The organism is Nocardia cyriacigeorgica (assembly GCF_005863245.1).
In the GTDB taxonomy this organism is placed as follows: Bacteria; Actinomycetota; Actinomycetes; order Mycobacteriales; family Mycobacteriaceae; genus Nocardia; species Nocardia cyriacigeorgica_C.
Genome location: NZ_VBUT01000011.1, coordinates 20,759 through 46,883, shown reverse-complemented (window position 1 = coordinate 46,883; position 26,125 = coordinate 20,759). Strand labels below are relative to the sequence as shown.

At 68.4% G+C, this 26,125-nt stretch carries 25 protein-coding genes; 14 read left to right on the top strand and 11 right to left on the bottom strand.

Going from position 1 to position 26,125, the window contains the following annotated elements; all coding sequences use genetic code 11:
• Positions 1-6 precede the first annotated feature (6 nt).
• Positions 7-282 (top strand): hypothetical protein, encoded by a 276-nt coding sequence (locus tag FEK34_RS24585; RefSeq protein ID WP_138451487.1) that lies wholly within the window; start codon positions 7-9, stop codon positions 280-282.
• A gap of 66 nt (positions 283-348) precedes the next feature.
• Here FEK34_RS24585 and FEK34_RS24580 read toward each other — a convergent pair whose 3' ends face one another.
• Positions 349-1,416, bottom strand: coding sequence for a M48 family metallopeptidase (locus tag FEK34_RS24580; protein ID WP_138451486.1), 1,068 nt, complete (start codon positions 1,414-1,416; stop codon positions 349-351).
• On the opposite strand from FEK34_RS24580, the gene FEK34_RS31415 reads away from it, so the two are divergent.
• The 8 genes from FEK34_RS31415 (at position 1,415) to FEK34_RS24545 (ending at position 9,737) form a co-directional block, all read left to right on the top strand.
• Entirely contained in the window at positions 1,415-1,576 is a 162-nt protein-coding gene (locus FEK34_RS31415) for an Ms4533A family Cys-rich leader peptide (RefSeq protein ID WP_368857039.1), read from the top strand. The genes FEK34_RS24580 and FEK34_RS31415 overlap by 2 nt on opposite strands.
• Positions 1,577-1,765: 189 nt before the next feature.
• Positions 1,766-2,812, top strand: coding sequence for a sulfate ABC transporter substrate-binding protein (locus FEK34_RS24575; protein WP_138451484.1), 1,047 nt, complete (start codon positions 1,766-1,768; stop codon positions 2,810-2,812).
• A gap of 98 nt (positions 2,813-2,910) precedes the next feature.
• Positions 2,911-3,759 (top strand): sulfate ABC transporter permease subunit CysT, encoded by an 849-nt coding sequence (cysT, locus tag FEK34_RS24570; RefSeq protein ID WP_249359604.1) that lies wholly within the window; start codon positions 2,911-2,913, stop codon positions 3,757-3,759.
• Positions 3,756-4,562 (top strand): sulfate ABC transporter permease subunit CysW, encoded by an 807-nt coding sequence (gene cysW, locus FEK34_RS24565; RefSeq protein WP_138451481.1) that lies wholly within the window; start codon positions 3,756-3,758, stop codon positions 4,560-4,562. Before cysT ends, cysW begins: the two co-directional genes overlap by 4 nt.
• A 49-nt stretch (positions 4,563-4,611) precedes the next feature.
• Positions 4,612-5,607, top strand: coding sequence for a sulfate/molybdate ABC transporter ATP-binding protein (locus FEK34_RS24560; RefSeq protein WP_138451479.1), 996 nt, complete (start codon positions 4,612-4,614; stop codon positions 5,605-5,607).
• A gap of 274 nt (positions 5,608-5,881) precedes the next feature.
• Entirely contained in the window at positions 5,882-6,988 is a 1,107-nt protein-coding gene (locus tag FEK34_RS24555) for an Hsp70 family protein (RefSeq protein ID WP_249359574.1), read from the top strand.
• A 144-nt stretch (positions 6,989-7,132) separates the two neighbouring features.
• Positions 7,133-8,143 (top strand): AurF N-oxygenase family protein, encoded by a 1,011-nt coding sequence (locus FEK34_RS24550; protein WP_138451477.1) that lies wholly within the window; start codon positions 7,133-7,135, stop codon positions 8,141-8,143.
• Positions 8,144-8,150: 7 nt separating this feature from the next.
• Positions 8,151-9,737, top strand: a complete 1,587-nt coding sequence (locus FEK34_RS24545; RefSeq protein ID WP_138451475.1) for an FAD-dependent oxidoreductase — start codon at positions 8,151-8,153, stop codon at positions 9,735-9,737.
• Positions 9,738-9,908: 171 nt separating this feature from the next.
• Here FEK34_RS24545 and FEK34_RS24540 read toward each other — a convergent pair whose 3' ends face one another.
• On the bottom strand, positions 9,909-10,670 hold the full coding sequence (locus tag FEK34_RS24540) for an SDR family NAD(P)-dependent oxidoreductase (RefSeq protein WP_138451473.1): 762 nt from the start codon (positions 10,668-10,670) through the stop codon (positions 9,909-9,911).
• 497 nt (positions 10,671-11,167) lie between these two features.
• Here FEK34_RS24540 and FEK34_RS24535 point away from each other — a divergent pair, with 497 nt between their 5' ends.
• Complete coding sequence (locus FEK34_RS24535) at positions 11,168-13,567, top strand: Hsp70 family protein (RefSeq protein WP_138451471.1); 2,400 nt, start codon at positions 11,168-11,170, stop codon at positions 13,565-13,567.
• Between the two features lie 157 nt (positions 13,568-13,724).
• Here FEK34_RS24535 and FEK34_RS24530 read toward each other — a convergent pair whose 3' ends face one another.
• Complete coding sequence (locus tag FEK34_RS24530) at positions 13,725-15,248, bottom strand: class I adenylate-forming enzyme family protein (RefSeq protein WP_138451820.1); 1,524 nt, start codon at positions 15,246-15,248, stop codon at positions 13,725-13,727.
• Between the two features lie 57 nt (positions 15,249-15,305).
• Positions 15,306-16,277: a phosphotriesterase family protein gene (locus FEK34_RS24525; protein ID WP_138451469.1), complete on the bottom strand. Its 972-nt coding sequence runs from the start codon at positions 16,275-16,277 to the stop codon at positions 15,306-15,308.
• Positions 16,278-16,451: 174 nt separating this feature from the next.
• On the opposite strand from FEK34_RS24525, the gene FEK34_RS24520 reads away from it, so the two are divergent.
• Both FEK34_RS24520 and FEK34_RS24515 read left to right on the top strand, forming a co-directional pair.
• The gene (locus FEK34_RS24520) at positions 16,452-17,033 is read left to right on the top strand and encodes a QsdR family transcriptional regulator (protein WP_138451467.1); all 582 of its coding nucleotides are present in this window, start codon (positions 16,452-16,454) and stop codon (positions 17,031-17,033) included.
• 88 nt (positions 17,034-17,121) lie between these two features.
• Entirely contained in the window at positions 17,122-17,925 is an 804-nt protein-coding gene (locus FEK34_RS24515; protein WP_138451465.1) for an HAD family hydrolase, read from the top strand.
• 127 nt (positions 17,926-18,052) lie between these two features.
• Here FEK34_RS24515 and FEK34_RS24510 read toward each other — a convergent pair whose 3' ends face one another.
• Positions 18,053-18,472: a VOC family protein gene (locus tag FEK34_RS24510; protein WP_138451463.1), complete on the bottom strand. Its 420-nt coding sequence runs from the start codon at positions 18,470-18,472 to the stop codon at positions 18,053-18,055.
• An 89-nt stretch (positions 18,473-18,561) separates the two neighbouring features.
• Between FEK34_RS24510 and FEK34_RS24505 the strand changes: the two genes are divergently transcribed.
• Entirely contained in the window at positions 18,562-19,527 is a 966-nt protein-coding gene (locus tag FEK34_RS24505) for a helix-turn-helix transcriptional regulator (protein ID WP_138451461.1), read from the top strand.
• 42 nt (positions 19,528-19,569) lie between these two features.
• Here FEK34_RS24505 and FEK34_RS24500 read toward each other — a convergent pair whose 3' ends face one another.
• The 6 genes from FEK34_RS24500 to FEK34_RS31410 all read right to left on the bottom strand — a co-directional run bounded on the left by FEK34_RS24500 (position 19,570) and on the right by FEK34_RS31410 (position 25,410).
• Complete coding sequence (locus FEK34_RS24500; protein ID WP_138451459.1) at positions 19,570-20,409, bottom strand: sirohydrochlorin chelatase; 840 nt, start codon at positions 20,407-20,409, stop codon at positions 19,570-19,572.
• Between the two features lie 3 nt (positions 20,410-20,412).
• Positions 20,413-21,708, bottom strand: a complete 1,296-nt coding sequence (locus FEK34_RS24495) for a sulfate adenylyltransferase subunit 1 (protein WP_138451456.1) — start codon at positions 21,706-21,708, stop codon at positions 20,413-20,415.
• A gap of 1 nt (position 21,709) precedes the next feature.
• Positions 21,710-22,657 (bottom strand): sulfate adenylyltransferase subunit CysD, encoded by a 948-nt coding sequence (gene cysD, locus FEK34_RS24490; protein WP_171048372.1) that lies wholly within the window; start codon positions 22,655-22,657, stop codon positions 21,710-21,712.
• Positions 22,636-23,355, bottom strand: a complete 720-nt coding sequence (locus FEK34_RS24485; protein WP_138451454.1) for a phosphoadenylyl-sulfate reductase — start codon at positions 23,353-23,355, stop codon at positions 22,636-22,638. Before FEK34_RS24485 ends, cysD begins: the two co-directional genes overlap by 22 nt.
• Before the next feature lie 31 nt (positions 23,356-23,386).
• Positions 23,387-25,168 carry a nitrite/sulfite reductase gene (locus FEK34_RS24480; protein ID WP_138451452.1) on the bottom strand — a complete coding sequence of 594 codons (1,782 nt, stop codon included), beginning with the start codon at positions 25,166-25,168 and terminating at the stop codon, positions 23,387-23,389.
• A 149-nt stretch (positions 25,169-25,317) separates the two neighbouring features.
• On the bottom strand, positions 25,318-25,410 hold the full coding sequence (locus FEK34_RS31410) for an Ms4527A family Cys-rich leader peptide (protein WP_368857037.1): 93 nt from the start codon (positions 25,408-25,410) through the stop codon (positions 25,318-25,320).
• Positions 25,411-25,620: 210 nt separating this feature from the next.
• Between FEK34_RS31410 and FEK34_RS24475 the strand changes: the two genes are divergently transcribed.
• Positions 25,621-26,049: an SgcJ/EcaC family oxidoreductase gene (locus FEK34_RS24475; protein WP_138451451.1), complete on the top strand. Its 429-nt coding sequence runs from the start codon at positions 25,621-25,623 to the stop codon at positions 26,047-26,049.
• Positions 26,050-26,125: the final 76 nt, after the last annotated feature.

The window sequence follows — 26,125 nt, the reverse complement described above, 5'->3', positions numbered from 1 at the left end:
GTGATCGTGGATCGCATAGCGGGATGGTGGGACGGCTTCGAACTGTGGGTGGCGGGACTTCCGTTCATCCCGCAGTTCCTGGTGGTGCTGGTGGGCATGGTGCCGATCAGCTTCGCCATCGCCTACCTGCTCGACCGTGCGCTGAAGCTCGTCCAGCACCGGGTCGCCCTGGCCCAGCATCGGGTCCGGGCAGGCCGCTACCGTTCGGCCCGGCTGGCACAGGCAGCCCCGGTGGAACCACTGGTCGAGACCCGCGAGCACGCGCAGAGCGGAGCCCGCTGATGCCACGCTCACGTGTTCAGCTGGCCCTGGTCGCCCTGCTGGTGCTGGTGCTGGTGGCCTGGTTCTTCACTCGCTGACCGAGTCCGCACCGCGCCGCCACTCGGTGAATCGTTTGCCCAGATCGGCCACCGCCCCGCCGACCTCCTGGCCGACGGTTTCGACGGCCGCGCCCATGCCGCGTCCCATGCCGCGCACTGTGCGGATCAACGGATCCTCGGACTGATCGAAAGTCTCGCGGTAGCTGCGCGCCGCCTGCTTGATCTCCTCGCTGATCTTGGCGTTCTTGTCGTGCGCCCGGCGCGGATAGTCACCGCCGAGGATGCGCTCGTAGTCGCCGCTCTGGATCCAGCGCCGCAGCTCGGCCGCGCGCAGCACCGAGAACGGATGGCTCTGCAACTCCAGGTTCAGCAGTTTGAGCACCCCGTCGCGCAGGTCACCGGAACGCTCGTAGTCCTCGGCCTGGGCCAGGAACGCACCGAGATTCATCTCACCGACCCGCGCACCGCCGGCCAGTTTCATGTGCACCCGCACCGAGGCCTCGACATCCTGGCCGCACAGCAGCCCGGCGCGATCGCCGGAGAGCTCGGATTTGCGGCTCCATTCCATCAGCGCCGCGACGATGGCGCGCAGGGCCCAGCCGCCGATCGGCATCCAGCCCATGCCATCGGCCATCCGCAGCAGATGCATCAGCATCGTGCGGTAGACCGCATGCCCGGACAACGCGTGGCCGAGCTCATGACCGATCGTGAAACGCATCTCCTCGTGGTCGAGCAGATCGACCAGACCGGTGGTCAGCACGATGAACGGCTTGTCCATCCCGATGGTGAAGGCATTCACCTCCGGGCTCTGCACCACGAACAACTCCGGCGTGGTGGCGGCATCGAGGATCTCGACACAATCCTGGCGCAGCAGGTGCAGGGAACGGAACTGGCGTTCGTCGACGCGGACCGCGGTCGCCAGATACATCAGCCGGTACTGGCGTTCGCGCAGCAGCCCGGACAGGGTGCGCAGCACCAGATCGAACCCGCCGAGTGACCGCAACGCCACCAGCGCGGTGCGATCGGCCGGGTGTTCCCAGGCGCGCGTGCTGATTTCGGGCAGCCGGGTGCGCAGGCGGTCCGGGCTGGTGGTCATGGTGGTTCCCCCCGTCGATCTGGGATTCGTCGATTCGAATCGGCTCGAGTGCTCTGCTACAGTCTGCCGGGTGTCGACGAGTGTTGTTCCGCAGGTCCGCCATGAATTGGCGTTGATCGCGGTCGGCTGCCTCGTCGTCGCGGATATTCACTGTCGGTGATCGGATCCGGGCAGTTCTGCGCGTCTCCTCCTAGACTGGTGCGCACCTTTTTCGCAGCAATGCCCGAACCCAGCGGCCCCTCCGGCCGGCAAGTCGCGCCACTGCCGTAGCCCGGCAGGTCTTATCGATCCCGATGTGTCTCCGCCATTCACCCTCGAGTTCATGGCGGCCCCGAGAAAGGTCCAACCCATGTCACGCACCAGCCGGCTCACCGCACGCCGACGCCGCGCCGCCATCGCCCTCACCGCGATCGCGGCGTTCGCGCTCAGCGCGTGCAGCGGCGGCGCCAGCGATTCGGTCGACGGCCAGGTCGCCGACGGCAGCGGCGGCACCATCAACCTGTACGCCTACGCGGTGCCCAAGCCCGGCTTCGACAAGGTGATCCCGGCGTTCAACGCGACCGAGGCCGGCAAGGGTGTGGCGGTCCAGCAGTCCTACGGGGCCTCCGGCGACCAGTCCCGCAAGGTCAAGGACGGCGCTCAGGCCGATGTGGTGAACTTCTCCGTCGAGCCCGACGTCACCCGTCTGGTGGACGCCGGACTGGTCGACGAGAACTGGAATGCCGACGCCACCAAGGGCATTCCGTTCGGCTCGGTGGTCTCGATCGTGGTCCGTGAGGGCAACCCGAAGGGCATCAAGACCTGGGACGACCTGCTGAAGCCCGGCATCGAGGTGGTGACCCCGAATCCGTTCAGCTCCGGTTCGGCCAAGTGGAACCTGCTGGCGCCGTACGCGGCCAAGAGCGAGGGCGGTAAGAACCCGCAGGCCGGCCTGGACTACCTGTCGAAGCTGATCTCGCCCGAGCACATGCGGGTGCAGCCCAAATCCGGCCGCGACGCCACCGAAACCTTCCTCCAAGGCACCGGCGACGTGCTGCTGAGCTACGAGAACGAGGCCATCTTCATCGAACGCAACGGCGACCCGGTCGAGCACATCGTCCCCGCCGACACGTTCAAGATCGAGAACCCGGTCGCCGTGCTGAACAACAGCAAGAACAAGGAGAAGGCCACCGCCTTCCGCGACTTCCTGTTCACCCCCGAGGGCCAGCGGGCCTGGGCGCAGGCCGGTTTCCGTCCCGTCGATCCGGGTGTCGCGGCCGAATTCGCCGCCGACTTCCCGCAACCGGAGAAGCTGTACACGATCGCCGACCTCGGTGGCTGGAAAACGGTCGACGCCGACCTGTTCGCGCAGGGCACCGGCAAGATCGCCATCATCTACGACAACGCCACCAAGTAGACGGGTGATCCGGCACACACGCGATACTCGACACCGTGACAGACAGTAGTAACAGCGCCGGAACCGAACCCGCGCCCGGTTCCGGCGCCACCACAGAGCTGAGCAAACCCGCCGCCGCGGGCTCGCGGGGACCGAACTGGTCGTGGCTGCGGGTGACGGGCTCGGTGGGCCCGCTCGGCATCGCCACGGCGGTGCTGTGGCTCAGCATCATCGTGCTGCTGCCGCTGGCCGCGCTCACCGTCAGCGCCTTCGACGAGGGCTGGGCCGGGTTCTGGGATGCGGTCACCTCGCCGGTCGCGCTGGCCTCGCTGCGGGTCACCGTGTTCGTCTCGGTGATCGTCGCGCTGATCAACGTGGTGATGGGCACCCTGATCGCCTGGGTGCTGGTGCGCGACGATTTCCCCGGTAAGGGCATCGTCAACGCGCTGATCGACCTGCCGTTCGCGCTGCCGACCATCGTGGCCAGCATCGTGCTGCTGTCGCTGTACGGGCCGGAGAGCCCGATCAACATCCACCTCAATGCCACCCAGCCGGGCCTGGTGGTGGCGCTGGCCTTCGTCACACTGCCCTTCGTGGTGCGCTCGGTGCAGCCGGTGCTGATCGAGGTGGACAAGGAAGTGGAGCAGGCCGCGCTGTCGCTGGGCGCGGACAACTGGACCACCTTCCGGCAGATCGTGCTGCCCACCCTGACCCCGGCGATCATCAGCGGTGGCGGTCTCGCCTTCGCCCGCGCCATCGGCGAATACGGTTCGGTGGTGCTGATCGGCGGCAATATCCCGCGCGAGACCCAGATGGCCTCGCAGTACATCCAGCAGCAGATCGAGATCGACCGGCCGGTCGCGGCCGCCGCGGTCTCGGTGGCGCTGCTGGCCATCGCGTTCGTCTCGCTGCTGGTGCTGCGGCTGTTCGCCGAGCGTTCGGCCAGGAAGGAGCAAGAGGCGCGATGAAGCTCTCGACTCCGGTCCGGCTTTCGCTGCGTGTGGTCGCGCTCGGGTATCTGTTCGTCTTGCTCGTGCTGCCGCTCGGGGTGATCCTGTACCGCACCTTCGGCGACGGCATCGGCGCGTTCCTCGATTCCATCAGCACGCCGGCCGCCATCTCGGCGTTCAACCTGTCGATGATCATCGTGGCGATCGTGGTCCCGGTGAACGTCGTCTTCGGCATCATCACCGCGCTCGCGCTGGTGCGGGGGCGGTTCCCCGGCCGCAGCCTGGTGCAGGGCATCGTCGACCTACCGTTCGCGGTGTCTCCGGTGGTGGTCGGTGTCGCACTGATCATGCTGTGGGGCGCGGGCGGCTGGTTCGGCGGCCTCGATTCGGCCGGATTCCGGGTGATCTTCGGGCTGCCCGGCATGGTCATCGCGACGATCTTCGTCACGCTGCCGTTCGTGGTGCGCGAGGTCGAGCCGGTGCTGCACGAGATCGGCGACGATCAGGAGCAGGCCGCGGCGACCCTCGGCGCCTCCCGCTGGCAGACGTTCTGGCGGATCACCCTGCCCGCGATCCGCTGGGGCCTGACCTACGGCGTCGTGCTCACCGTGGCCCGCTCGCTCGGTGAGTTCGGCGCGGTGATCATGGTGTCCTCCGGTTTCGCCGGCGTCTCCCAGACGCTGACGTTGCTGGTGCACGCCAGGTACATGGACGACCACAACACCTTCGGCGCCTACAGCGCCGCCACCTTGCTCATGGGCATTGCCCTGGTCACCCTGCTGCTGATGACCCTGCTCGAACGCAAGCGGGGCAACAAATGATCGGCACAGCCGGACGCAGGGCACCGATGTCGACTGCCGGAGGCAACCAATGATTACCGTGACCAACGCGCGCAAGAACTACGGAACGTTCGCCGCGCTGGACGACGTCAGCATCGACATCCCCTCCGGTGAGCTGACCGCGCTGCTCGGGCCGTCCGGCTCCGGCAAGTCGACGCTGCTGCGCTCGATCGCCGGCCTGGAGCAGCTGGACTCGGGCGTGGTGGTCATCTCCGATCGCGACGTCACCCGGGTGCCGCCGCAGAAGCGCGATATCGGCTTCGTCTTCCAGCACTACGCGGCGTTCAAGCACATGACGGTGCGCGACAACGTGGCCTTCGGGCTCAAGATCCGCAAGCGGCCCAAGGCCGAGATCAACAAGCGGGTCGACGAGCTGCTCGGCATCGTCGGTCTCGACGGTTTCCAGCACCGTTATCCGGCGCAGCTGTCGGGCGGTCAGCGTCAGCGCATGGCATTGGCGCGGGCGCTGGCCGTCGATCCGCAGGTGCTACTGCTGGACGAGCCGTTCGGCGCGCTCGACGCCAAGGTGCGCGCCGATCTGCGCACCTGGCTGCGCAGGCTGCACGACGAGGTGCACGTGACCACGGTGCTCGTCACCCACGATCAGGAAGAGGCCCTGGACGTGGCCGACCGGATCGCGGTGATGAACGCCGGACGCATCGAGCAGGTCGGCACCCCCGAGGACGTCTACGACCGGCCCGCCAACGAGTTCGTCATGTCCTTCCTCGGCGCGGTGGCCCGGCTCAACGGTCATCTGGTGCGCCCGCACGACATTCGCGTCGGCCGCGATCCCAGCATGGCGCTGGCCGAGCACGAGGGCACCGCGGAATCGGCCGGGGTCACCCGCGCCACCGTCGAACGGGTGGTGCACCTCGGGTTCGAGGTGCGGGTGGAGATGCGCAATGCCGCCACCGGCGATCTGTTCGCGGCGCAGGTGACCCGCGGTGACGCCGAGGCGCTGCGGTTGTCCGAGGGCGAGACCGTCTACGCGCGGGCCACCCGGATCCCGGAATTGCCCACCAGCTGACCGCATCTCGGCGTTCGACACGGCCGCGGGCAGTGTCCGTTCGGCAAACCGGATCAGGTCATCCGGCGTGTCCGGTACGCCTCCGGTCGAGCGTCGGCGTGTCCGCTCGGTTTTCGCGACGTAGCTGGTGAGAGCCTCGCAGGTGGGCGGATTCGCCGCTGCGGGGGAGAGGCGATGGCGGACAACCTGATGTCCGGTGGTTGGCAGGCCGATCGCGGAATGATTGCCTGATGGGCGTTCGAAGCATGTCCGCTCGGCGATCAGGTGGATTTCGATGGCGTTTGGTCTCGGATTGAGCATCGGCACGGTGAACACGGTTTCGGCAGTCGCACAAGATGATTCGGTGAAGGCGCCGCCTGGGCGCCGCCGCCGCGCGACCCGGCCACCAGCCCTCACCCACCGCACCACCCTCGCCTTCGACAGCACCGGCACGGCCCGGCTCGGCATCATTCCCCGGCACGGCCGGGTGGTCACCGAATTCGCGGATCTGACCCAGCGCGGCGCGACCGCGGCCCGGATCGGCAATCGCACACTGACCCCGGCGGATCTGGTGGCGGTCGTCGCCGACTGCCTGATCGCGGCCGCCCGCGACGACCTGCACGACGACCCCGCCGGCATCACGCTGACCCACCCGGTGGGCTACAGCGACGAACAGGTGGGCGCGCTACGCACCGCACTCGACGCCGCGGGCCTGGAGCAGGTGGCGCTGGTCGCCGAACCGGTCGCCGCCGCCGCCTGGCTGGAGGCCGAACACGGTCCGCTCATGCCCGGGCTGGCCCTGGTCTACGACCTGGGTGGCGCGAGCCTGGATGTGACGCTGGTGCGGGTCGGGGCCGGATGCCCGGACAACCCGGTGAGGGGCACGCTGCGGTCCCGGGATTTCGGTGGGCGCGCGTTCGGGGCGTTGATGACGTCGCGGGCCGTCCACGGCCATCCGGGCGAATCCTCGGCGCAGGACCGTGCGGCGCAGCTGCGCGGCGAGCATGTGCGCGATTCGCTGGAGCTGGTCTACCGGTGCTTGCGGCTGGCCGATGTGACGATGGCCGACGTCGACCGGGTGCTGGTGGTCGGTGGGGCCGCCCGCCCCGCCGAAGTGACCCGGGTACTGGGCGAAGAGCTGGCCCGCCCGATCGTCACCGCCCCGGATCCGGAGCGCACCATCGCCACCGGCGCCGCGATCATGGCCAGGCGGGCGGCCGTGTCCTCGGAGCCGGCGACGCGGGTCTCCGGATCGCGCCACTGGGGCTTCTCCCGGCGAGGTGTCCGCAGGAGTGCGCGTGTCGCGGCCGCGGCCGCGGTCTGCACGGGTGCCGTCGCGCTGACGCTCGCCGTGCCGGGTGATGCGGTTTTCGCGGCGCTGTCCCAGCTCGGGGTCGGGTAACGGCCCGGCTGGGCCGGGCGGCGATCCGGAGACGTCGTCCGAGGACGACCCGCCGCCCGGACCAGCCCATGTTGACGTGACTCTCGGTTGATGTAACTATTGGGAACAGTAATAGGTATTCCCGACCGAGAGGCAGTGACGACGATGTCCGCAGCCACCACGACACCCGACACCGACCCGGTGGTCGCGCAGGCCCAGGAGTACGCCCAGAAGCTGCTACTGCTGTCGGAGGGCTCGGTGAACCGGCACTTCGATCCCTTCGAAGACATCGACTGGGAGAACCCGGACTTCGACGCCGACACCAAGCCCGAGCGCTGGATCCTGCCCCAGTCCGCCGATCCGCTCGGCCGCCACCCGTGGTACCTGGCCCTCTCGGACGAGCAGAAGATCGCGGTCGGCAAGTACCGCCAGTCGAACGTCGCCAAGGTCGGCCTCCAGTTCGAGGCCATCCTCATCAGCGGCATGATGCAGCACGTCTTCGGCCTGCCCAACGGCTCGCCGGAATTCCGCTACTGCTCCCACGAGATGATCGAGGAGCACAACCACACCCTGATGTTCCAGGAGATGGTCAACCGCATCGGCATCGACGTGCCCGGCATGGGCCCGCTGGTGCGCCAGCTGCGCCACCTGGCCGTCCCGGTCGCCGTGCTGACCCCGAACCTGTTCTTCATGGCCGTGCTCGCCGGCGAGGAGCCGATCGACCACATCCAGAAGGACATCCTGCGCTCGGGCGAGGACGTGCACCCGATCATGCGTGGCGTCATGGCCATCCACGTCGCCGAGGAAGCGCGCCACATCTCCTTCGCGCACGAATTCCTCAAGCAGCACGTGCCCGAGGGCAACGCCGCCAACCGCTTCGTCCTCTCCATCGCGATGCCGATCATCATGTGGATCCTCGGCCGCGCGATCGCCACCCCGCCGCGCAGCTTCTTCGACGAGTTCGACATCCCGGACTCGGTCCGCAAGGAACTGTTCTACGGCTCCAAGGAAGCCAAGCAGGTCTTCAGCGACTACTTCGCCGATGTCCGTTCGCTGGCCAAGGAGATCGGCCTGATGAACCCGATCTCCAAGCGCGTGTGGAAGCTGCTCGGTATCGACGGTCACTCGACCCGCTACCGTTCCGAGCCGCTGCGCGTGGTCGGCAAGGCTGCGTGAGGTAGCCGTGCCCTACGTTGTCACGCAGTCCTGCTGTAGCGACGCCTCCTGCGTCTACGCCTGCCCGGTCAACTGCATCCATCCCACGCCCGACGAGCCCGACTTCCTGAGCGCGGAGATGCTCTACGTCGACCCGCAGGCGTGCGTGGACTGCGGTGCCTGCGCCTCGGCCTGCCCGGTGGACGCGATCACCTCGTCGAAGAAGCTCACCGAAGAGCAGAAGCCCTTCATCGAGATCAACGCGCAGTTCTACCGGCAGTCGCGCCCGCGCCCGATCCTGGCCCAGCCGGTGCCCGCGCCGGAGATCCGCACCGAACGCGAACCGCTGCGGGTCGCCATCGTCGGCTCCGGCCCCTCGGCCATGTACGCCGCCGACGAGCTGCTCACCCAGCCCGACGTCACGGTGACGATGTTCGACCGGCTGCCGGTGCCCTACGGCCTGGCCCGCCACGGCGTTGCCCCCGACCATGCCAAGACCCGCCAGGTCAGCAGGCTCTTCGACGTCATGTCGGCCCAGCCCGGCTTCGGCTCGTACCTGAATGTCGAGGTGGGCAAGCACATCTCGCACGAGGAGCTGCTGGCCTACCACCACGCGGTGATCTACGCCGTCGGCGCCTCGTCGGACCGCAAGCTCGGGATTCCGGGCGAGGGCCTGGCGGGCAATGTGTCGGCCACCGATTTCGTCGCCTGGTACAACGGTCATCCCGATCACGCGAGCCGCGGCTTCGACCTGTCGAGCACCCGCGCGGTGATCGTCGGTAACGGCAATGTGGCGCTCGACGTGGCACGCATTCTGACCATCGACCCCGAATCGCTGGTCGGCACCGACATCTCGCCGGCCGCCCTGGATGCCTTGCGCGACAGCCGGATCGAAGAGGTCGTCATCCTGGGCCGTCGCGGTCCCGCGGAGTCGGCGTTCACCGTGCCGGAGTTCGTCGGCCTGCTCGGTTCCGATGTCGACATCGTCGTCGAGGGCGAATTGCCCGAGATCACCGGCGATCTGCCGTACCAGGTCGAGCAGAAGCTGCGCCTGCTGCATTCGGTGCGCAACCGCCCGGTCGGACAGCGTCGCCGGATCGTGTTCCGCTACCTGTCCTCGCCGACCGAGATCCTCGGCCCGGACCAGGTCAGCGGTATCGAGGTGGTCCGCAACGAGCTGGTCACCGACGCCGACGGCAAGGTCCGCGCGGTGGCGACCGATCAGCTCGAGCGGCTCGACGCCGGGCTGGTGCTCACCTCGGTGGGCTACCGCGGTGTGCCGCTGCCCGGCCTGCCGTTCGACGAGCGGGCCGGTGTGATCCCGAACCTGGACGGCCGGGTGCTCGATCAGCCGGGTGGTTCGGTGCTGTCGGGCACCTACGTCACCGGCTGGATCAAGCGCGGTCCGACCGGGTTCATCGGCACCAACAAGTCGTGCGCCCAGCAGACGGTGCAGCAGCTGGCCGACGATTTCAACGCGGGGCGGCTGCGCGCACCCTCGGGCGGTGCGGCCGGATTCGACCGGCTGGTCCGCAGCAGGCAGCCCGACCTGCGGCCCGGTGGCGCGGTACTGCGTCCGGCCGGACCGGTTCGCCGTCTGCTCAACCGGATCTGAACCGAACCACGCTGATAATCGACGATCGCGCCGCAGCTGTGTGCTGCGGCGCGATCGTCTGTCCGGCATCCCGGAGTTCCGGGCCTCACGGTGCTTTCGCGTCCTGAGTCCCGGAGGCCGCATCGCACGCATCGGCCGATGAGGGGCCGGTGCGTGCGAGGCGCCCGCTGATCACTTGGCCGTGAAACCGCCGTCGATGGTGAGCGCCGCGCCGGTGACGAAGCTCGCCTCCGGGCTCAGCAGGTACGCGCACAGCGACGCGATCTCCTCCGGCCGGCTGATGCGGCCCAGCGGGTGCATCGCCGCGATCGCGGCCTCGCCCTCCGGGGTGGCGCCCATCGAGTTGCGGAAGGCCGGGGTATCGACGGCGCCGGAGACCAGCGCGTTCACCCGCACGCCCTGATCGGCCGCTTCCAGCGCGACCGCCCGCGACAAGCCGACGACACCGTGCTTGGCCGCGACGTACGGCGCCACCGAGGCCATGCCCACCACGCCCAGGTTGGACGCATTGTTCAGGATGGCACCGCCGCCGGCGGCCGCGATCGCCGGAACCTGATGGCGCAGACCGTAGAAGACGCTGGTCAAGTTGAGTTCGAGCTCGTTGCGCCATGCGTCGCCGTCGATCTCGGCGACCGGACCGTACGCGGTGACGGCCCCGACATTGTTGAATGCGGCGTCCAGACGGCCGAACTCGTCGACGGCGGCCCGCGTCAGCGCGGCGACCTCTTCCTCATTGCGGACATCGGTGGGCACGAAGAGCGCGCGTCCGCCGTCGGCGCGGATCTGCTCGGCCACCCGTACGCCCGCTTCTTTCCCGCGCGCTCCGAGGACCACCGCGGCACCCTCGGCGGCCACCCGCCGCGCCACCGCCTCGCCCACACCCGAGGTTGCTCCGGTGATCAGGACGACCTGGTCGGCGAATCGTTGTCCCATGGAATTCGGTTTCCCTTCTGGTACTTGCCTTTTGATGTGCGCTACGACGTCGTGATGACCAGTCAACCCGGCGGCGGCCGCCTGTGCTGGCGGGAATCGGCCGTTGCGTTGACGCGTCACCCAACGCGGTGGAAGCGACCGCTCGGTCGAATTTCGCTCCATGGGCAACGCTTTGGTTACCGACTGGTAGGTGTGTACCGGGCGGACGGTCTGAGCGCCGGTTCCGCTGTGTGCGTTCAGGTATCACCGATCGCCGAATGATTGCGGAGTGCGACACGAGATCTCCGAATCGCATCGATCCAGGGGTCTGAACTCGTTGATCGCGATCCTGTGAACTGGGCTTTTGCGGGATGGTCGCAATCAGTTGAACCTTTCATATCAAATGGGCATCCGAACGGAGTCGAAACAGCTAACCTGTGGGAGCTGTTTGGAAGACGACCGCGGCCCATGGTTCTTCACATGAGGGACGTGGTCTCGGTGCGTTGACGGGATAGCGAATGACTACAGGGCTGGGCTTCAGCATCGGCACAGTGAACTCCGTATCGGCGGTGGCGACCGCCGAGCAACCGCGGCCGACGGTGCGCACCAGGCGCACCACTGCCGCATTCGACGGCACCGGCGTCCGGCTCGGCGCCATCCCCGAATTCGCGGGAGCCGTCACCGATTTCGCCGATCTGGCCCGCGACCCCGACTCGGTGACCATCGGCGGGCGGATCTGGTCGCCGGCGAACATGATCGCGGCCGTGGTGCACAGCCTGCTCGCCTCCGCGGAGCCCTCGGCGGGCGTGGTCACCACGTACCCGGCGGCGTATTCGAACAAACAGGTCGCACTGCTGCGGCAGGCGCTGGAGTTGTCCGGCATCGGCCATGTGGAGCTGGTGCCCGAACCGGTCGCCGCCGCCGAATGGCTCGAACGCGAACACGGGCCGCTGCCTTCGGAATTCGTGCTGGTCTACGACCTCGGCGGCAACAGCCTCGATATCACCGTCGTCCGCGTCGGCCCGGACTGGCCAGATCACCCGATGGTCGGGAAACCGGTGCGCTGCTACGACTTCGGCGGCCGCCCACTCGGCGCGATGATCGCCCGCTACGCCGGCGGAAAAGCCAAGGCGGCGGGCACGATCGCGATGACGTCCATCGTCGACACCGACGGCCTGCGCGTCGAGCAGATCCGCGATTCACTGGAAGTGGTGCGGGCCGCGGTCAGCGCCGCCGGAATCAGCATGTCCGACATCGGCCGAATCCTGGTGGTCGGCGGCGCCGCGCGGCCGCCGGAAGTTGCCCGCACGCTGGCCGAACTCGGCAGGCCCGTGATCATGTCGGCCGATCCAGGGCAGACCGTCGCGGCGGGGGCGGCCTATATCGCCGCGCGTACCGCCACGCCCGCGGCGCCCGGGGCGAGCTTCCATCCGCCGGTGTTCTCCGGTGCCGCGATCGTCTCCGCGATCGCGATGTCGGCGGCCACCATGTTCGGCAGCGGCACCGTCGACACCCAGCTCTCCCCGGTGCTCGACCGGTTCCCGCGCCTGGATATCCCGCGCGACGCACTGCTCGTCGAACTCGACGGCAGCGCGCTCACCGACCACAGCCTCGGTAGGCATCTCAACGCGGTCGGCTACGCGGCGTCCGGTGTCGCCCGGGCCGTGTCGTACGTGCCCGCGCGGCTGACCGGCTACGCCGGCATGGTCTCGCCGTCGGCGTACTCCCGGCCACACGGCCCGACCAGGGCCGAGAGCCGCGGCGACACCCACATCGGCTCTCATTCCGATACCAGGCAGTGGCGTCACCGGACCGATGAGTTGGCGGGCACGTATGCCGACCCCGCCCGGTTCAGCAATCCGATGCCGTTCTCCCCGCCGGATCGCACGGTGCGTCCGCCGAGCGATCCGGGCGCCGGCACCCCCTCGATGCCCGGCGTGCCCGGTGTCGGCGACGGGTCGAGTCCTGTTCCCGGAGCACCGGGTTCGACTCCAGGCGCGCCGGCCGGCCCCGGCACGACCGAACCCGGGACACCCGCTGGCACCGTGCCCGGCGTGCCGTCCGGCCCGGTCGATTCGACGGTGCCCGGCGGCACTGCCCCAGGCGGATCGACCGGTGGCGTGCCGGCCGGTGACCCGTCGCCCGGTATTCCCGGTGGTTCGACCGGGGCCGGGAGCGAGGGGTCGGGTGGTACACCGAGCGGTGGGGGACTGGGTGACGGTGCGTCCTCAGGCGCGGGTTCTGGTGCACCGGGTGGTGGAGTGTCCGGCGGTGATTCGTCCGGTGGTGCGACCGGCGGTGGAGCGTCTGGCGGAGCCGGAGCCGGAGCCGGGGGCTCGGCGTCCGGTGGAACAGGCTCGGACGGATCGGGTTCGGGCGGATCGGATTCGGGTGGATCTAGTTCCGGCGGTTCGGCTTCCGGTGGTTCTGCTTCGGGTGGGACGACCTCGGGCGGTACTGTTTCGGGTGGCTCGGCCTCGGGTGGTTCTGCTTCAGGCGGATCCGCCTCCGGCGACGCTACCTCCGGCGGGTCGGTCTCGGGCGGATCGGCCTCGGTTGGATCGGCCTCGGGCGGGTCGGCCTCGGGCGGTTCGTCGCCGGGTGGCAGTTCGTCCGGCGGAAGCTCTTCCGGCGGAGCCTCTTCCGGCGGCTCGGGGCGGTCGACCAGCGGAGGTTCGCGCGGTGGATCGAGCGATTCCGACGGTGGCGGTTCGTCGGGTGGATCGCGCAGCGGGGGCTCGCGGAACAGTTCGGGCGGCGATTCGGACGGCAGCAGCTCATCGGGCGGTTCGCGCGGCGGCGGCTCGAAGGGTAGCTCCGGCGGATCACGCGGTGGATCCGGTGGTTCGGGGGGCTCCGGCGGTTCGGGTGGGTCGGGCGGTTCCGGCGGCTCGGGTGGTGGTTCGGGCGGCCGCTGAGTCCTGATCGCCCGCAGCAGGCGCCGACGGTGCCGCACCGATTTCCGGTAGCGGACCGTCGGCCGCTGGCTCCGGCTCCAGCGTCGAGGGGTTCTGGTTGTGGCAGCCGGGTAGTCGCCACAACGGGGAAGCAGGACCCTTCTCGGATCCCTCTGCTTCACCGCAGCGGAGCGCCCCACCGAATCTGTTCGCGCAGCTGCGCCTTGAGTAGCTTGCCGCCCGCATTACGGGGCAGCGCCTCGTCGACCACCGTGACGTACTGCGGAACTTTGAAGTCGGCCAGCTGCTCGCGGCAATGCGCGATGACGGCGTCGACGTCGATGTCCGCGCCGTCGGCGAAGAGCACCGCACCGACCTTCTCGCCCATCACGTCATCGGGCACGGCGAGGACCGCCGCGTCCGCGACCTGCGGCGCCGCGAGCAGCGCCGCCTCGACTTCGACGCTGGAGACGTTCTCCCCGCCGCGGTTGATGATGTCCTTGATCCGGTCGACGATGTGCACGCGTCCGGCCTCGTCGACCCGCACGACATCGCCGGTGCGCAGCCAGCCCCGCAGCAGAGCCGACTCGGTGGCTTCCGGTCGATTCCAGTATCCGCCGGTGACATTCGCGCCGCGCGCCAGCAGCTCGCCGACGGCTGGATCGCCGTCGATCGGTGCCACCGCAAGCCGCACCGACGGCACCGCGTAGCCGACGGAATCGGCGTGGTCGACGGCATCGTCATCGGGGAGCACCGTCATCAGCGAGGCGGTTTCGGTCATGCCGTAGCCGTTGAAGACGATCGCGGTCGGGAACGCCGCCTGCAATTGCCGCACCAGCGCGGGTGCGATCGGCGCGCCACCGTAGCCGACCCACCGCACCCCGGACATATCGGTGCCGGCGAAGTCCGCATGCCGCAGCATGAGCGCGTACATGGCAGGCACCGTCACGATGAACGAAATGCGTTCGGCGGGTACAGCGGCGATCATTCCGGGCACATCCCGTCCCGGCATGATCACCGAGGTGCCGCCGAGATACGCGGCGACCAACAGCTGCGAATTGCAGCCGGTGACGTGGAACAACGGTACCGAGATCAGCGTCCGCAGCTCCGCGCCGATATCCCGGGGCAGCCCGAGGCAGCGGACCATGTTCTCGGCATTGGTCAGGAACGCCTCGTGGGTGGTGGGCACGCCCTTCGGCTTTCCGGTGGTGCCGGAGGTGTAGAACAGCGCGGCGATGTCGTCGTGGCGCAGCCCTTCGGCGACGTACGGTTCGCCATCGGGCAGCGGGGTGCCGGGCGCCAGGTCCACCCGGGCACCCGCATCCGAGAGGACGAACTCGACTTCGGGCTCGGCCGAGCGGGTGTTCACCGCGACGGCGATCCCGCCGGCCAGCACCACACCCCAGAAGGCCAGTACCCAGTCCGTGCCGGCGGGATACCGGATGGCCACCCGGTCGCCGCGGGTGAGCCCCCTTGCCTGCAATCCGCCGGCGACGCGGGTGGCCCGGTCCCATAACTGCCGGTAGGTCAATCGCCGCGCACCCACTTCGACCACGGCCTCGGTCTCGGGGCTGGTCTCGGCCCGGCTGCGCAGCAGGTCGAGCAGCGTCGCCGGGAGGTCGAGGTAGTGCGGCACGCCGTCGGCGTCGAGTGCGGTGCCGGTGGTGTCGAACGGGTTGTGGGTGCGGGGGATCTCGATCACGGTCTCATCGGTCGTCATGATGTCTCTGCCGGATTTCGTCGGTGACTGGTCGGTGGGTCAGGCGGTGAAATACCGGCGCGGATTGTCGACCAGCATGGTGGTGATCTGCTCCTCGGTGACACCGCGCTCGCGCAGGGCGGGCAGCACGTCGTCGCTGATGTGGGTGAAGTTCCAGTTCGGCACGGCGGCCGCCTTGCCTTCCTCGCTGAACCAGTCGATGAAGCAGGCCGCGTCGTGGGCGAGCACCATCTTCTCGGCGTAGCCCCGTTCGGCCAGCGTGGCCACCGTGGCGACCCGCTCCTCGAACGGCAGCAGCACATCGAGTCCGAAGCGGTCCATCCCGAGATACGAGCCGGCGTCGGCGATCTCGCACAGGTAGTCCAGGTCGGTGCTGTCGCCGGAGTGCCCGATGACGACCTTGGTGAGATCGGCGCCCTCCTCGGCGAGGACCTTCTGCGCCACCAGGCCCGAGCGGGTGTGCGGATTGGTGTGTACGGTGATCGGCGCACCGGTTTCGACATGGGCGCGGGCCACCGCTCGCATGACTCGCTCCACCCCTGGCGTCAGCCCCTGCTCCTCGATCGCGCACTTGAGGAACGCCGCCTTCACGCCGGTATCCGCAATGCCCTCGCGGATGTCCTTGACGAACAGCTCGACCATCGGCTCGGGCACATCGAAGAGCAGTCCGGGGCCGGTGTAGTGGAACTGGAACGGCACCTCGTTGTAGGTGTAGATGCCGGTCGCCGCGACGATATTGATGTCGACCTGCTCGTTGATGCGCTGAATCCGCGGCAGGTAGCGGCCGAGGCCGATCACCGTCGGGTCGACGATCGTATCGATGCCGCGCGCCTTGCACTGGCGCAACTTCTCGACGGCGTCCGCGACCCGCGCGTCCTCATCCCAGTGGTTCGGGTAGTCCGGATAGTTCTGCTGGATTTCGGTGCCGAGGACGAAGACGTGCTCGTGCATCAACACCTGACCAAGGGCGTTGGTGTCGACGGGGCCGCGGACGGTTTCAACTGTGGGCATCGGGATTCCTCTGCGCTTTTTGCCGGGTCGACGGTGATGAGACTGTGATGCGCACCACCGTTCGTGAGACACTGATGGAGTGTGTCTCACTGGTGGCGTTCCGTCAACCCCTTCTCGGCGGCCACGCCGGGGTGGGGGTTAGCGGTCCGTGCGCCGATATGAGGAGATGGACAGGTGATCGCTACCTCCGAAGGGCGTCGCGCGATCGACGCCGCGACCAAGCTGTATCTGGCCGGTGAACCGCTGGACATGACGGTGCTGGCCCGCACGCTCGGGATCGGACGGGCGACGTTGTACCGGCATGTCGGCAACCGCGAGGAACTGATCGCCACCGTGCTGGCCGAAGCCACCGAGCGCACCTACCGCAAGGAGATCGCCGCGGGCACCGGGACGGGAGCGGAGCTGATCCTCGACGTGCTCGGACGGCTGATGCGCACGGTGTCCGGTTCGGAACCGCTGCTCGCGTTGACCCGCCGTGAACCGCAGGTGTTCATCCGGCTGGCCCTGCTGCCCGGCGTCATCGAATCCACCTCGGCGCGGTTGATCGCGGAGATGCTCGACGAGCAGCAGCAGCTGGGGCATCTGCACTTGCGCATGTCGAGCCGCGTGCTGGCCGATGCCATCGTCCGCATCTGCGACGTGCACCTCTACGCACCGCTGCTGGGAGGGGACGTGCCGCAGATCGAGACCGCGCTCGACATCGTCGCTCTGCTCCTCGGACACGACAGGTACCCGCCCGAAGGCCCGGCGGAGTAGGCGGCCGATTCTGCTGCCGCAGCACGATTTTCGGTACCGGCGTGTAATTTCCGATGTCAAATATGCACTCGGACGGCACAATAGGTAAGTGGAAGCCAATGGGGGAGCGCCTGAGCTGATCGCGCTGGACGTCGACGGTACGCTCATGCCCACCGGCGAGCCGATCAGTGAACGGGTCGTCGCCGCGGTACGGGCAGCCGTCGATGCGGGCGCGCACGTCGTCATCACCACGGGCCGCACCGTGCTCAAAACCCGGCCGGTGCTGGCCGAACTCGGCCTCACCGACGGGCATGCCCTGTGTTCCAACGGCGCCGTGCACATGGACGTCGCCGGTGGTGATCCGCTCGCCGTGCACGCCTTCGATCCTCGGCCCGCGGTCCGGGCGCTGCGCGACCTGTTCCCCGAGATGATCCTCGCTGTCGAGCGGGTCGGAATCGGCACCTGGGCCACCGGATTCAGCCCGGGCGAATACGACGTCGGCGGCGAATACCTGGTCGTCGACGACCACACCCTGTGCAGCGAACCGACCCCACGCCTCAACGGCTGGTGGCCGGAAGGCTCCACCGAGGAACTGCGCCGCCTGCTCACCTTCCTGCGGGTGCCCGACGCAGGCTGGGTGTACGGCGAATACGGGCCCTGGCTGACGGTTTCGCGGCTCGGCGTGTCCAAAGGCTGGGCGCTGGAACGGCTGCGCACCGCCCTCGGTGTCCCCGCGTCGGCCACCCTCGCCATCGGTGACGGCTACAACGACCGGGAAATGCTCGGCTGGGCAGCTCATTCGGTGGCCATGGCCAACGGCCCCGCCGAAATCCGGGACCTGGCCGATGAAGTCACCGCCGACGTCACCGCCGACGGTGTCGCGAAGATCCTCGAACGCTGGTTCCGGCCCTAGACCGGGGTAGGGGCCACGGTCGGCGCCGCTGTGTCGCCGAGGCCGGGTTCCGCGATCCCACTCACCCTGCGGGGAGACGAGAGTCCGGCCCGCGTGCACGGTGGCGCGAGCCGGACCACGCCCGAGGTCAGGCGGGAACGGTCGCGGGTCCGGTCTCGGCGAGCACCTCGAGGTAGTGCGGATTCGACATGATGCCGAGCACATTGCCGAACGGATCGACCACCGACGCCGTGACGAACCCGGTGCCCGCACCGCGCTCGGTGATCGGGTCGTAGACGGTGGCGCCGAGTTCGAGCAGCCGGTCGAAGGCGGCCTGGAGGTCGTCGACGTGCCAGTGCAGGATCGCGCCACCGGGGGTCTGCCTGCCCTCGGGTGCGTAGGCCCCGGCGATGAGCCCGAATTCCTGCTGGTAGTCGCCGATGCGGAACTCGTAGTAGCCGCCGGGCACGTGGAAGTAGGGCGGGAGGCCGAACACCTCGGTGTACCAGTCCTTCGCGGCCTCCAGGTCGTCGGCGTAGAAATTCAGCGTCGCCATGCCTCGCAACATCGTGTGTCTCCTTCGGTTCGATGTGATGACTTCATCCTCACGGTCAAAGTGCGCACCGAATGAGCACTTTTATCGGCAGAATGAGATTCATGCGAGCCGATCGACTGGTGGCCACCCTGCTGCTGATGCAGAGCCGGGGACGGGTCACCGCCGCCGAGATCGCCACCGAACTCGAGGTGTCGGTGGCCACCGCCCGCCGCGATCTCGAAGCGCTGTCGGCGGCGGGGATCCCGGTGTATCCGCAGCCGGGGCGTGGTGGCGGCTGGCAGTTGATCGGGGGTGCGCGCACCGATCTGAGTGGGCTGACCGCGGGCGAAGCGCGGGCATTGTTCCTGCTCGCGGGTCCGTCGGCGGGCGCGCAGCCCGAGGCGAAGGCGGCATTGCGCAAGCTCGTGCGTGCGTTGCCGCAGACTTTCCGTGGCGAGGCCGAAGCGGCCGCCGATGCCGTCGTCATCGACCCCGCGCGCTGGGGCGCCACCGAACGCGCACTCCCTGCCGAGGTCCGCACTTTGCAACGGGCTGTCGTGCAGCGCAACAAGGTTCGCTTGAACTACCGCACCCGCACCGGAGAGCAATCTGAGCGCCTGGTCGATCCGCTGGGCCTGGTCGACAAGGACGGCATCTGGTACCTCGTCGCCGGCACCGAGCGTGGCAGGCGCACCTATCGCGTCGACCGCATCGGGGAGATGCTGGTGACCGGTGAGGCGGCCGAGCGGCCTGCGGATTTCGACCTGACGCAAGCCTGGGACCAGGTGGTCGACGAGGTGGAGCGGCAGCGTTCGACCGTCGCGGCAACGGTGCTCATCAGCGAGCGGCTACTGCCGATTCTGCGCGATCAGCAGGGGCGTCACTGCGTGGTGGACGGTCCGATCGACGACGGTCGCGTCCAGGTCCGGGTCACCGCGCCGACGGCCTGGATGGTGGCCCAGCAGCTGGCCGGCTGGGGTGATGCGATCGACGTCGTCGGACCAGGGGAGGTCCGGGCCGAGCTGGCTCGGATCGGGGCTCAGTTGGTCGGCCGGTATGCCGAAACCACGCCCGATCCCACCCCGTGAGCGGTGCAGCCGCGCAACGTTCCTGCCGCCCCTGAGATCGCATCAGGCAGAACGCAAGAGGGGTACCTCGAGGGCGGCCCGGTAGCGATCCAGGATGACGTCGGTCAACGCCGGATGCGGGCCGAGCACCTGGGTGTGCGCGAGTTCCGGAGCCTGCCGCATCAGCCGGTCGGTGAGCAGCCCGGGCGCAAGGAACCACGGCGCCACCAGCACCCGTTCGGCGCCGCGCGCCCGCAGCCGGGCGGCGGCCTCGGTGACGGACGGGCCGGTGGTGGCGAAGCAGATCTCAGTTGTCCAGCCGGTCACCTCGGCGAGCAGGCGAGCGACGTCGGCAGTCCGGGCATTCGCGGCCTCGGAGGAGGAACCGACCGCGGCGACGGCAATGCCGAGTCGCGGATCGTCAAGGGCGCCAATCGGATCAGCGAGGACGGAACGGCTGTCCGAGCTGTCCATGGGGCGCGCTCCGGCTGGATCGTGTGCGAGCACCCGGTCGCGCAACACCGAGACCAGTCGCGCATCGGCGCCGAGCACCTCGGCCTGGATCAACTCCATCCGCGGATGCCGGGCCGAAGCACTCGCCAGCAAGCCAGGCAGATCCACTCGCGCGTGAAAAGCGCTGCCCAGCAGCAACGGAACGACGATCGCACGCGTATGGCCCTGCGCCGCAACGGCATCGACCACCTGATCCACCGACGGCGCATTCAAATCCAGAAAAGCCAGTCGAACATCCAGATCCGGGCGCGCGGCCGCGAGCTGCTCGGTGACCGCCGCCATGGTGGCCGCCGAACGCGGGTCGCGGCTGCCGTGCGCGACCGCGATCAGTGCGGGCGCGCCGAAGCCGCCCGCACCGTGCGCGGACCTCGCGTGGACAGCCGCGGTCATTCGTCAGGCCCCGGTTCCGACCTCGACGGCGGTCAGCGCGTCGCCCACCAGGCCGGCGGCGAGGGTATTGCCGCCCGCCGGGTCGATCAGCAGGAAGCTGCCGGTGTGCCGGTTGACCCGGTAGTCGTCGGCCGCGATCGGCTCGGCGACCCGCACCGAGATCCGGCCGATGTCGTTGAGTTCCAGCGATTCCGGGTTCGGCGCCGCGGACAGCCGCTGCTCGTCGAAGCGCTCGATCAGCTCACCGACGATGGCCTGGGTGGTCTTGGTGCCGTGCTTGAGCAGCAGCCGCGCACCGGGGCGCAGCGGCTTGTCACCCAGCCAGCACACGGTGGCGTCGAAGGTGTCGATCGGTTCCGGCGCGTCGGCGGGAGAGGCGATCAGGTCGCCGCGCGAGATGTCGACCTCGTCGGCCAGGATCAGCGTCACGCTGCGACCGGGCTGCGCCACCGCCAGCTCACCGTCGGGGGTGTCGATGCGTTCGACGGTGGTGCGGATACCGGAGGGCAGCACCACGACTTCGTCGCCTGGCGAGACCGAACCGGCCGCGATCTGGCCCGCGTAGCCGCGGTAATCGGGGTATTCGGCGGTGCGCGGGCGGATGACGTACTGCACCGGGAACCGCAGGCCCAGCGAATGCGTGCCCGAGCTGTCGGCGTCGACCGGCACCGATTCCAGGTGCTCGATGAGCGAGGGCCCGTCGTAGTACGGGGTGTTGTCGGAGCGAGTGGCGATATTGTCGCCGTGCAGCGCCGAGACGGGGATCTCCAGCACGTCCTCGCTCGACCAGCCCAGCGTGCTGGTGAGCTTGTTGAACTCGGCGGAGATCTCGGCGAACACCGTCGCGGCATCGTCGACCAGGTCGATCTTGTTCACCGCGAGCACCAGCTTCGGCACACCCAGCAGCGCCAGCACCGCGGCATGACGACGGGTCTGCTCGATGACGCCCTTGCGCGCGTCCACCAGCAGGATCACCAGCTGCGCGGTCGAAGCGCCGGAGACGGTGTTGCGGGTGTACTGCACGTGGCCGGGGGTATCGGCCAGCACGAACGAACGCTTCGGCGTCGCGAAGTAGCGGTAGGCGACGTCGATGGTGATGCCCTGCTCGCGCTCGGCGCGCAGGCCGTCGACCAGCAGCGAGAGATCCGGTGTGGACAGACCCTTGTCCACCGACGCGCGGGTGACGGCGTCGATCTGGTCGGCCAGCACGGACTTGGTGTCGTAGAGCAGACGTCCGACCAGGGTGGACTTACCGTCGTCGACAGAACCGGCGGTGGCCAGCCTCAATAGGTCGGACATGTCAGAAATATCCCTCTCGCTTGCGGTCTTCCATGGCGGCCTCGGAGACGCGGTCGTCGCCTCGGGTCGCGCCTCGTTCGGTGAGTCGTGACGCGGCGACCTCGGCGAGGATCGCCTCGTTGTCGGCGGCGTCGGACAGGATCGCGCCGGTGGTGGAGCCGTCGCCGACGGTGCGGTAGCGCACCGAACGGGTTTCGAGCACCTCACCCTCGGCCGGGCCGCCCCACACGCCGGGCGTCATCCACATGCCGTCGCGCTGGTAGACCGGGCGCTCGTGCGCGTAGTAGATGCTGGCCAGATCGACGTTCTCGCGGGCGATGTAGCGCCAGATGTCGAGCTCGGTCCAGTTGCTCAGCGGGAACACCCGCACATGCTCGCCCGGGGCGTGGCGGCCGTTGTAGAGGTTCCACAGTTCCGGGCGCTGCCGCTTCGGGTCCCACTGGCCGAAGGCGTTGCGCAGCGAGAAGATCCGCTCCTTGGCCCGCGAGCGCTCCTCGTCGCGGCGGCCACCGCCGAACACGGCATCGAAACGGTTCTCGCTGATCGCGTCCAGCAGCGGGACGGTCTGCAACGGGTTGCGGATGCCGTCGGGGCGCTCGGTGAGCCTGCCGTCGGCGAGGTAGTCCTCCACCTTCGCCACGTGCAGGCGCAGGCCGTAGCGCTCGACCACCTTGTCGCGGAACTCGAGCACCTCGGGCAGGTTGTGCCCGGTGTCCACGTGCAGCAGCGCGAACGGCAGCGGCGCGGGCCAGAACGCCTTGAGCGCCAGATGCAGCAGGACCGTGGAGTCCTTACCGCCGGAGAACAGAATGACCGGACGCTCGAATTCGCCCGCCACCTCGCGGAAGATGTGGATCGATTCCGACTCCAGTGCCGCGAGGGTGTCGAAATCGGTGAGGCCGAGGGAACGTTCGCTGATTGTTTCGGTCATGAGCTGTGCAACCCGCATTCGGTCTTGGCGAGGCCGGCCCAACGGCCGCTTCGCGGATCGGATCCCGGCTCCGGCTTCCGTGTGCACGGAGCGCAGCCGATGGACGGATATCCCTCTTCCACCAGAGGATTGACGAGGATCGAGTGCTTTTCGATGTAGTCCTGCATCTCCTCGTCGGACCACGGCGCGATCGGGTTGATCTTCACCAGGCCGAATCCCTCGTCGAAGGAGATGAGCGGTGCGTTGGCCCTGGTCGGCGCCTCCACCCGGCGGATGCCGGTCACCCAGGCGTTGTAGCCGGCCAGCGACTTCTTCAGCGGCACCACCTTGCGCAACCGGCAGCATTCACCCGGATCGCGCGCGAACAGGTCCTTGCCGAGCAGCTGGTCCTGTTCGGTGACCGAATGCTCAGGGCGCACGTTGATCACGTTCACCCCGTACACCGCCTCCACCGCGTCACGGGTGCCGATGGTCTCGGCGAAGTGGTAGCCGGTGTCGAGGAACAGCACGTCCACGCCGGAACGCACCTGTGCGGCCAGATGGACCAGCACACCGTCCTGCATGTTCGAGGCCACGATGTAGCCGGTGCCGAAGGTGTCCTCGGTCCAGCGCAGCAGGTCGATCGCCGAGGCGTCCGGGCCGAGTTCGGCGGCACCGCGTTCGGCGATGGCGCGCAGCTCGTCCTCGGACAGCTTGTTCGCGAGTTGTGTTGTCACTGTTGATCTCCCGTCACCTGATCAGGCGTGCTCATCGCAGGTCGGCCTCGTCGGCGCGCACTGCCCACTGTGCGAAACGCTCGCCCGCGTCGCGGTTCTTGACGAAATTGCGCACCACCCGCTCGATGTAGTCACCGAGCTCCGCGCTGGTCACCTTGTGCTGGCGCAGTTTGCGGCCGAAACCGCTGTCGAGACCGAGGCTGCCACCCAGATGAACCTGATAGCCCTCGACCTGATTCCCCTCGCCGTCATCGACCAGCTGGCCCTTGAAGCCGATATCGGCGATCTGGGACCGGCCGCAGGAGTTCGGGCAGCCGTTGATGTTGATCGTGATGGGGACGTCGAGTTCGGCGTTGATGTCGGCCATCCGCTGCTCCAGCTCCGGTGCCAGCACCTGGGACCGCTTGCGGGTCTCGACGAACGACAGCTTGCAGAACTCGATACCGCTGCACGCCAGCAGGTTCTTGCGCCAGATCGACGGACGCGCCTGCAGGCCCAGCGGTTCCAGCTCGGCGATCAGTTCCTCGACCTTGTCGTCGGCGACGTCGAGCACGATCAGCTTCTGGTACGGGGTGAACCGGACCCGGCCGGAGCCGATGCGCTCGACGGCCTCGGCGACCTTGGTGAGGATCGTGCCCGAGACGCGGCCCGCGATGGGGGAGAAGCCGACGGCATTGAGGCCGTTGCGCAGCTTCTGCACGCCCACATGGTCGATCGGCTTGGCCGGCTGCTCGGGCGCGGGGCCGTCGATCAGCTTGCGCTTCAAGTACTCGTCCTCGAGCACCTGGCGGAACTTCTCGATGCCCCAGTCCTTGATCAGGAACTTCAGCCTGGCCTTGGTGCGCAGGCGGCGGTAGCCGTAGTCGCGGAACACCGCGACGACCGCCTCCCACACCTCGGGCACCTCGTCCAGCGGCACCCACGCGCCGACGCGCTGGGCCAGCATCGGGTTGGTCGACAGACCGCCGCCGACCCACAGATCCAGGCCGGGTCCGTGCTCGGGATGCTCGACGCCGATGAAGGCGACGTCGTTGATCTCGTGCACCACGTCCTGCTGACCGGAGATGGCGGTCTTGAACTTGCGCGGGAGGTTGGAGTACTCCTTCTTCCCGATGTAGCGGCGCACGATCTCCTCGATCGCCGGCGTCGGGTCGATGATCTCGTCGAAGGATTCACCCGCCAGCGGGGAGCCGAGGATCACGCGCGGGCAGTCGCCGCAGGCCTCGGTGGTGTGGAGACCGACCTGCTCGAGCCGCCGCCAGATCTCCGGGACGTTCTCCACCTCGATCCAGTGGTACTGGACGTTCTCGCGGTCGGACAGGTCGGCGGTGTCACGGGCGAACTCGGTGGAGATCTCGCCGATGGTGCGCAGCTGCGCGACATTGAGCGCGCCGCCGTCGCAGCGCACCCGCATCATGAAGTACTTGGCTTCGAGCAGGTCGATGTTCTCGTCGCCGGTGTAGGTGCCGTCGTAGCCCTGCTCACGCTGGGTGTAGAGGCCCCACCAGCGGAACCGGCCGCGCAGATCGCCCTTGTCGATGCCGTCGAAGCCGGTCTTGGAGTAGATGTTCTCGATGCGCGCACGCACATTGAGCGGGTTGTCGTCCTTCTTGGACTGTTCGTTGGGGTTCAGCGGCTCGCGATAGCCGAGCGCCCACTGACCTTCGGCGCGGCGCTTCACCGGCTTACCGGTGCGGGCGCGCGGGGCGGCCGACGCTTCGGCCCGCGGGCGGTCCGGGCGGACCCGGCGCTCACGAGCGGGCGCGGCGGTTTCGGGCTGATCGGCGGGGCCGGCGTCGGTGCTCGACGTCATGGGGGCTGCTCCTGCTGGGTGTTGTACGTCCGTGCTGAAGGCGTGAGCTGGGCTGTGCTCACGACCGCGGTGTCAGCGGGCCGAAGTCCTCGTTATGGAATGGCCGGAGAATGGGGATGGCCGGGGGTCCGGGAACGGGCGCAGCTGAGCTACCGGGAAGAACCGGGCAGACAACAGGCGCTGCAGACGCGCTTGAAGTCGACGTGGCGACGTGCCACCAGTCGTACTCCGTTTTCGCGCATGGGCTTCATTGTGCCATGTCAGAACCTACGTTCCGACCGTCCTGCCAGTATTTTCCGCTCGCAAGGGGGAAATTCCCTGGATTCGGCGGGCAATTGTGACCGCTCTCATAGTTCGACTCGGGGGCGGATGGGCGAAGTGTCCGATCTGCGCTGTGATACAGCGCACATGGCATTGACCTCGAGCTAACTCGAGGTCGCAGGCTGATCGGCATGAGCATCGAGTCGACCCAGACCAGCTATGAGCCCACCGAGCGTGCGACCGAGATCGCGGCGATCCGCGCGGTCGTCGATACCGTCGCCCACGCACAGGCCAATGAGCTCGTCGACGAATTCACCGGCCTCTTCCGTGAAGACGCCGTATGGACCACCGGGCACGGCAAGCGGCTATTCGGCCGCCCGGCCATTGCCGAGTTCACCGCGAAGGTGCTGCCCGGCGCCACCGCGAACGGCACGGCGACCTACGAGGTGGAGCACATCGCGTTCCTGCGTCCCGATGTGGCCGCGGTCAAAATCCGGCAGCGCTACCTCACCCATGACGGCGAGCTCGTCAGCGAGGGCAGCCCGCTGTACGTGATGACCAAGGAAGCCGGGCGCTGGACGCTCACTGCCGGGCAGAACACGCCCGTCGTGGCCGAGTAGCCGCGCTGACTGGTCAGGTGCACTGTTCAACTTGACGGGGCGCGCGGTCAACCCCGGTGCGGCACGCTGGTCAACC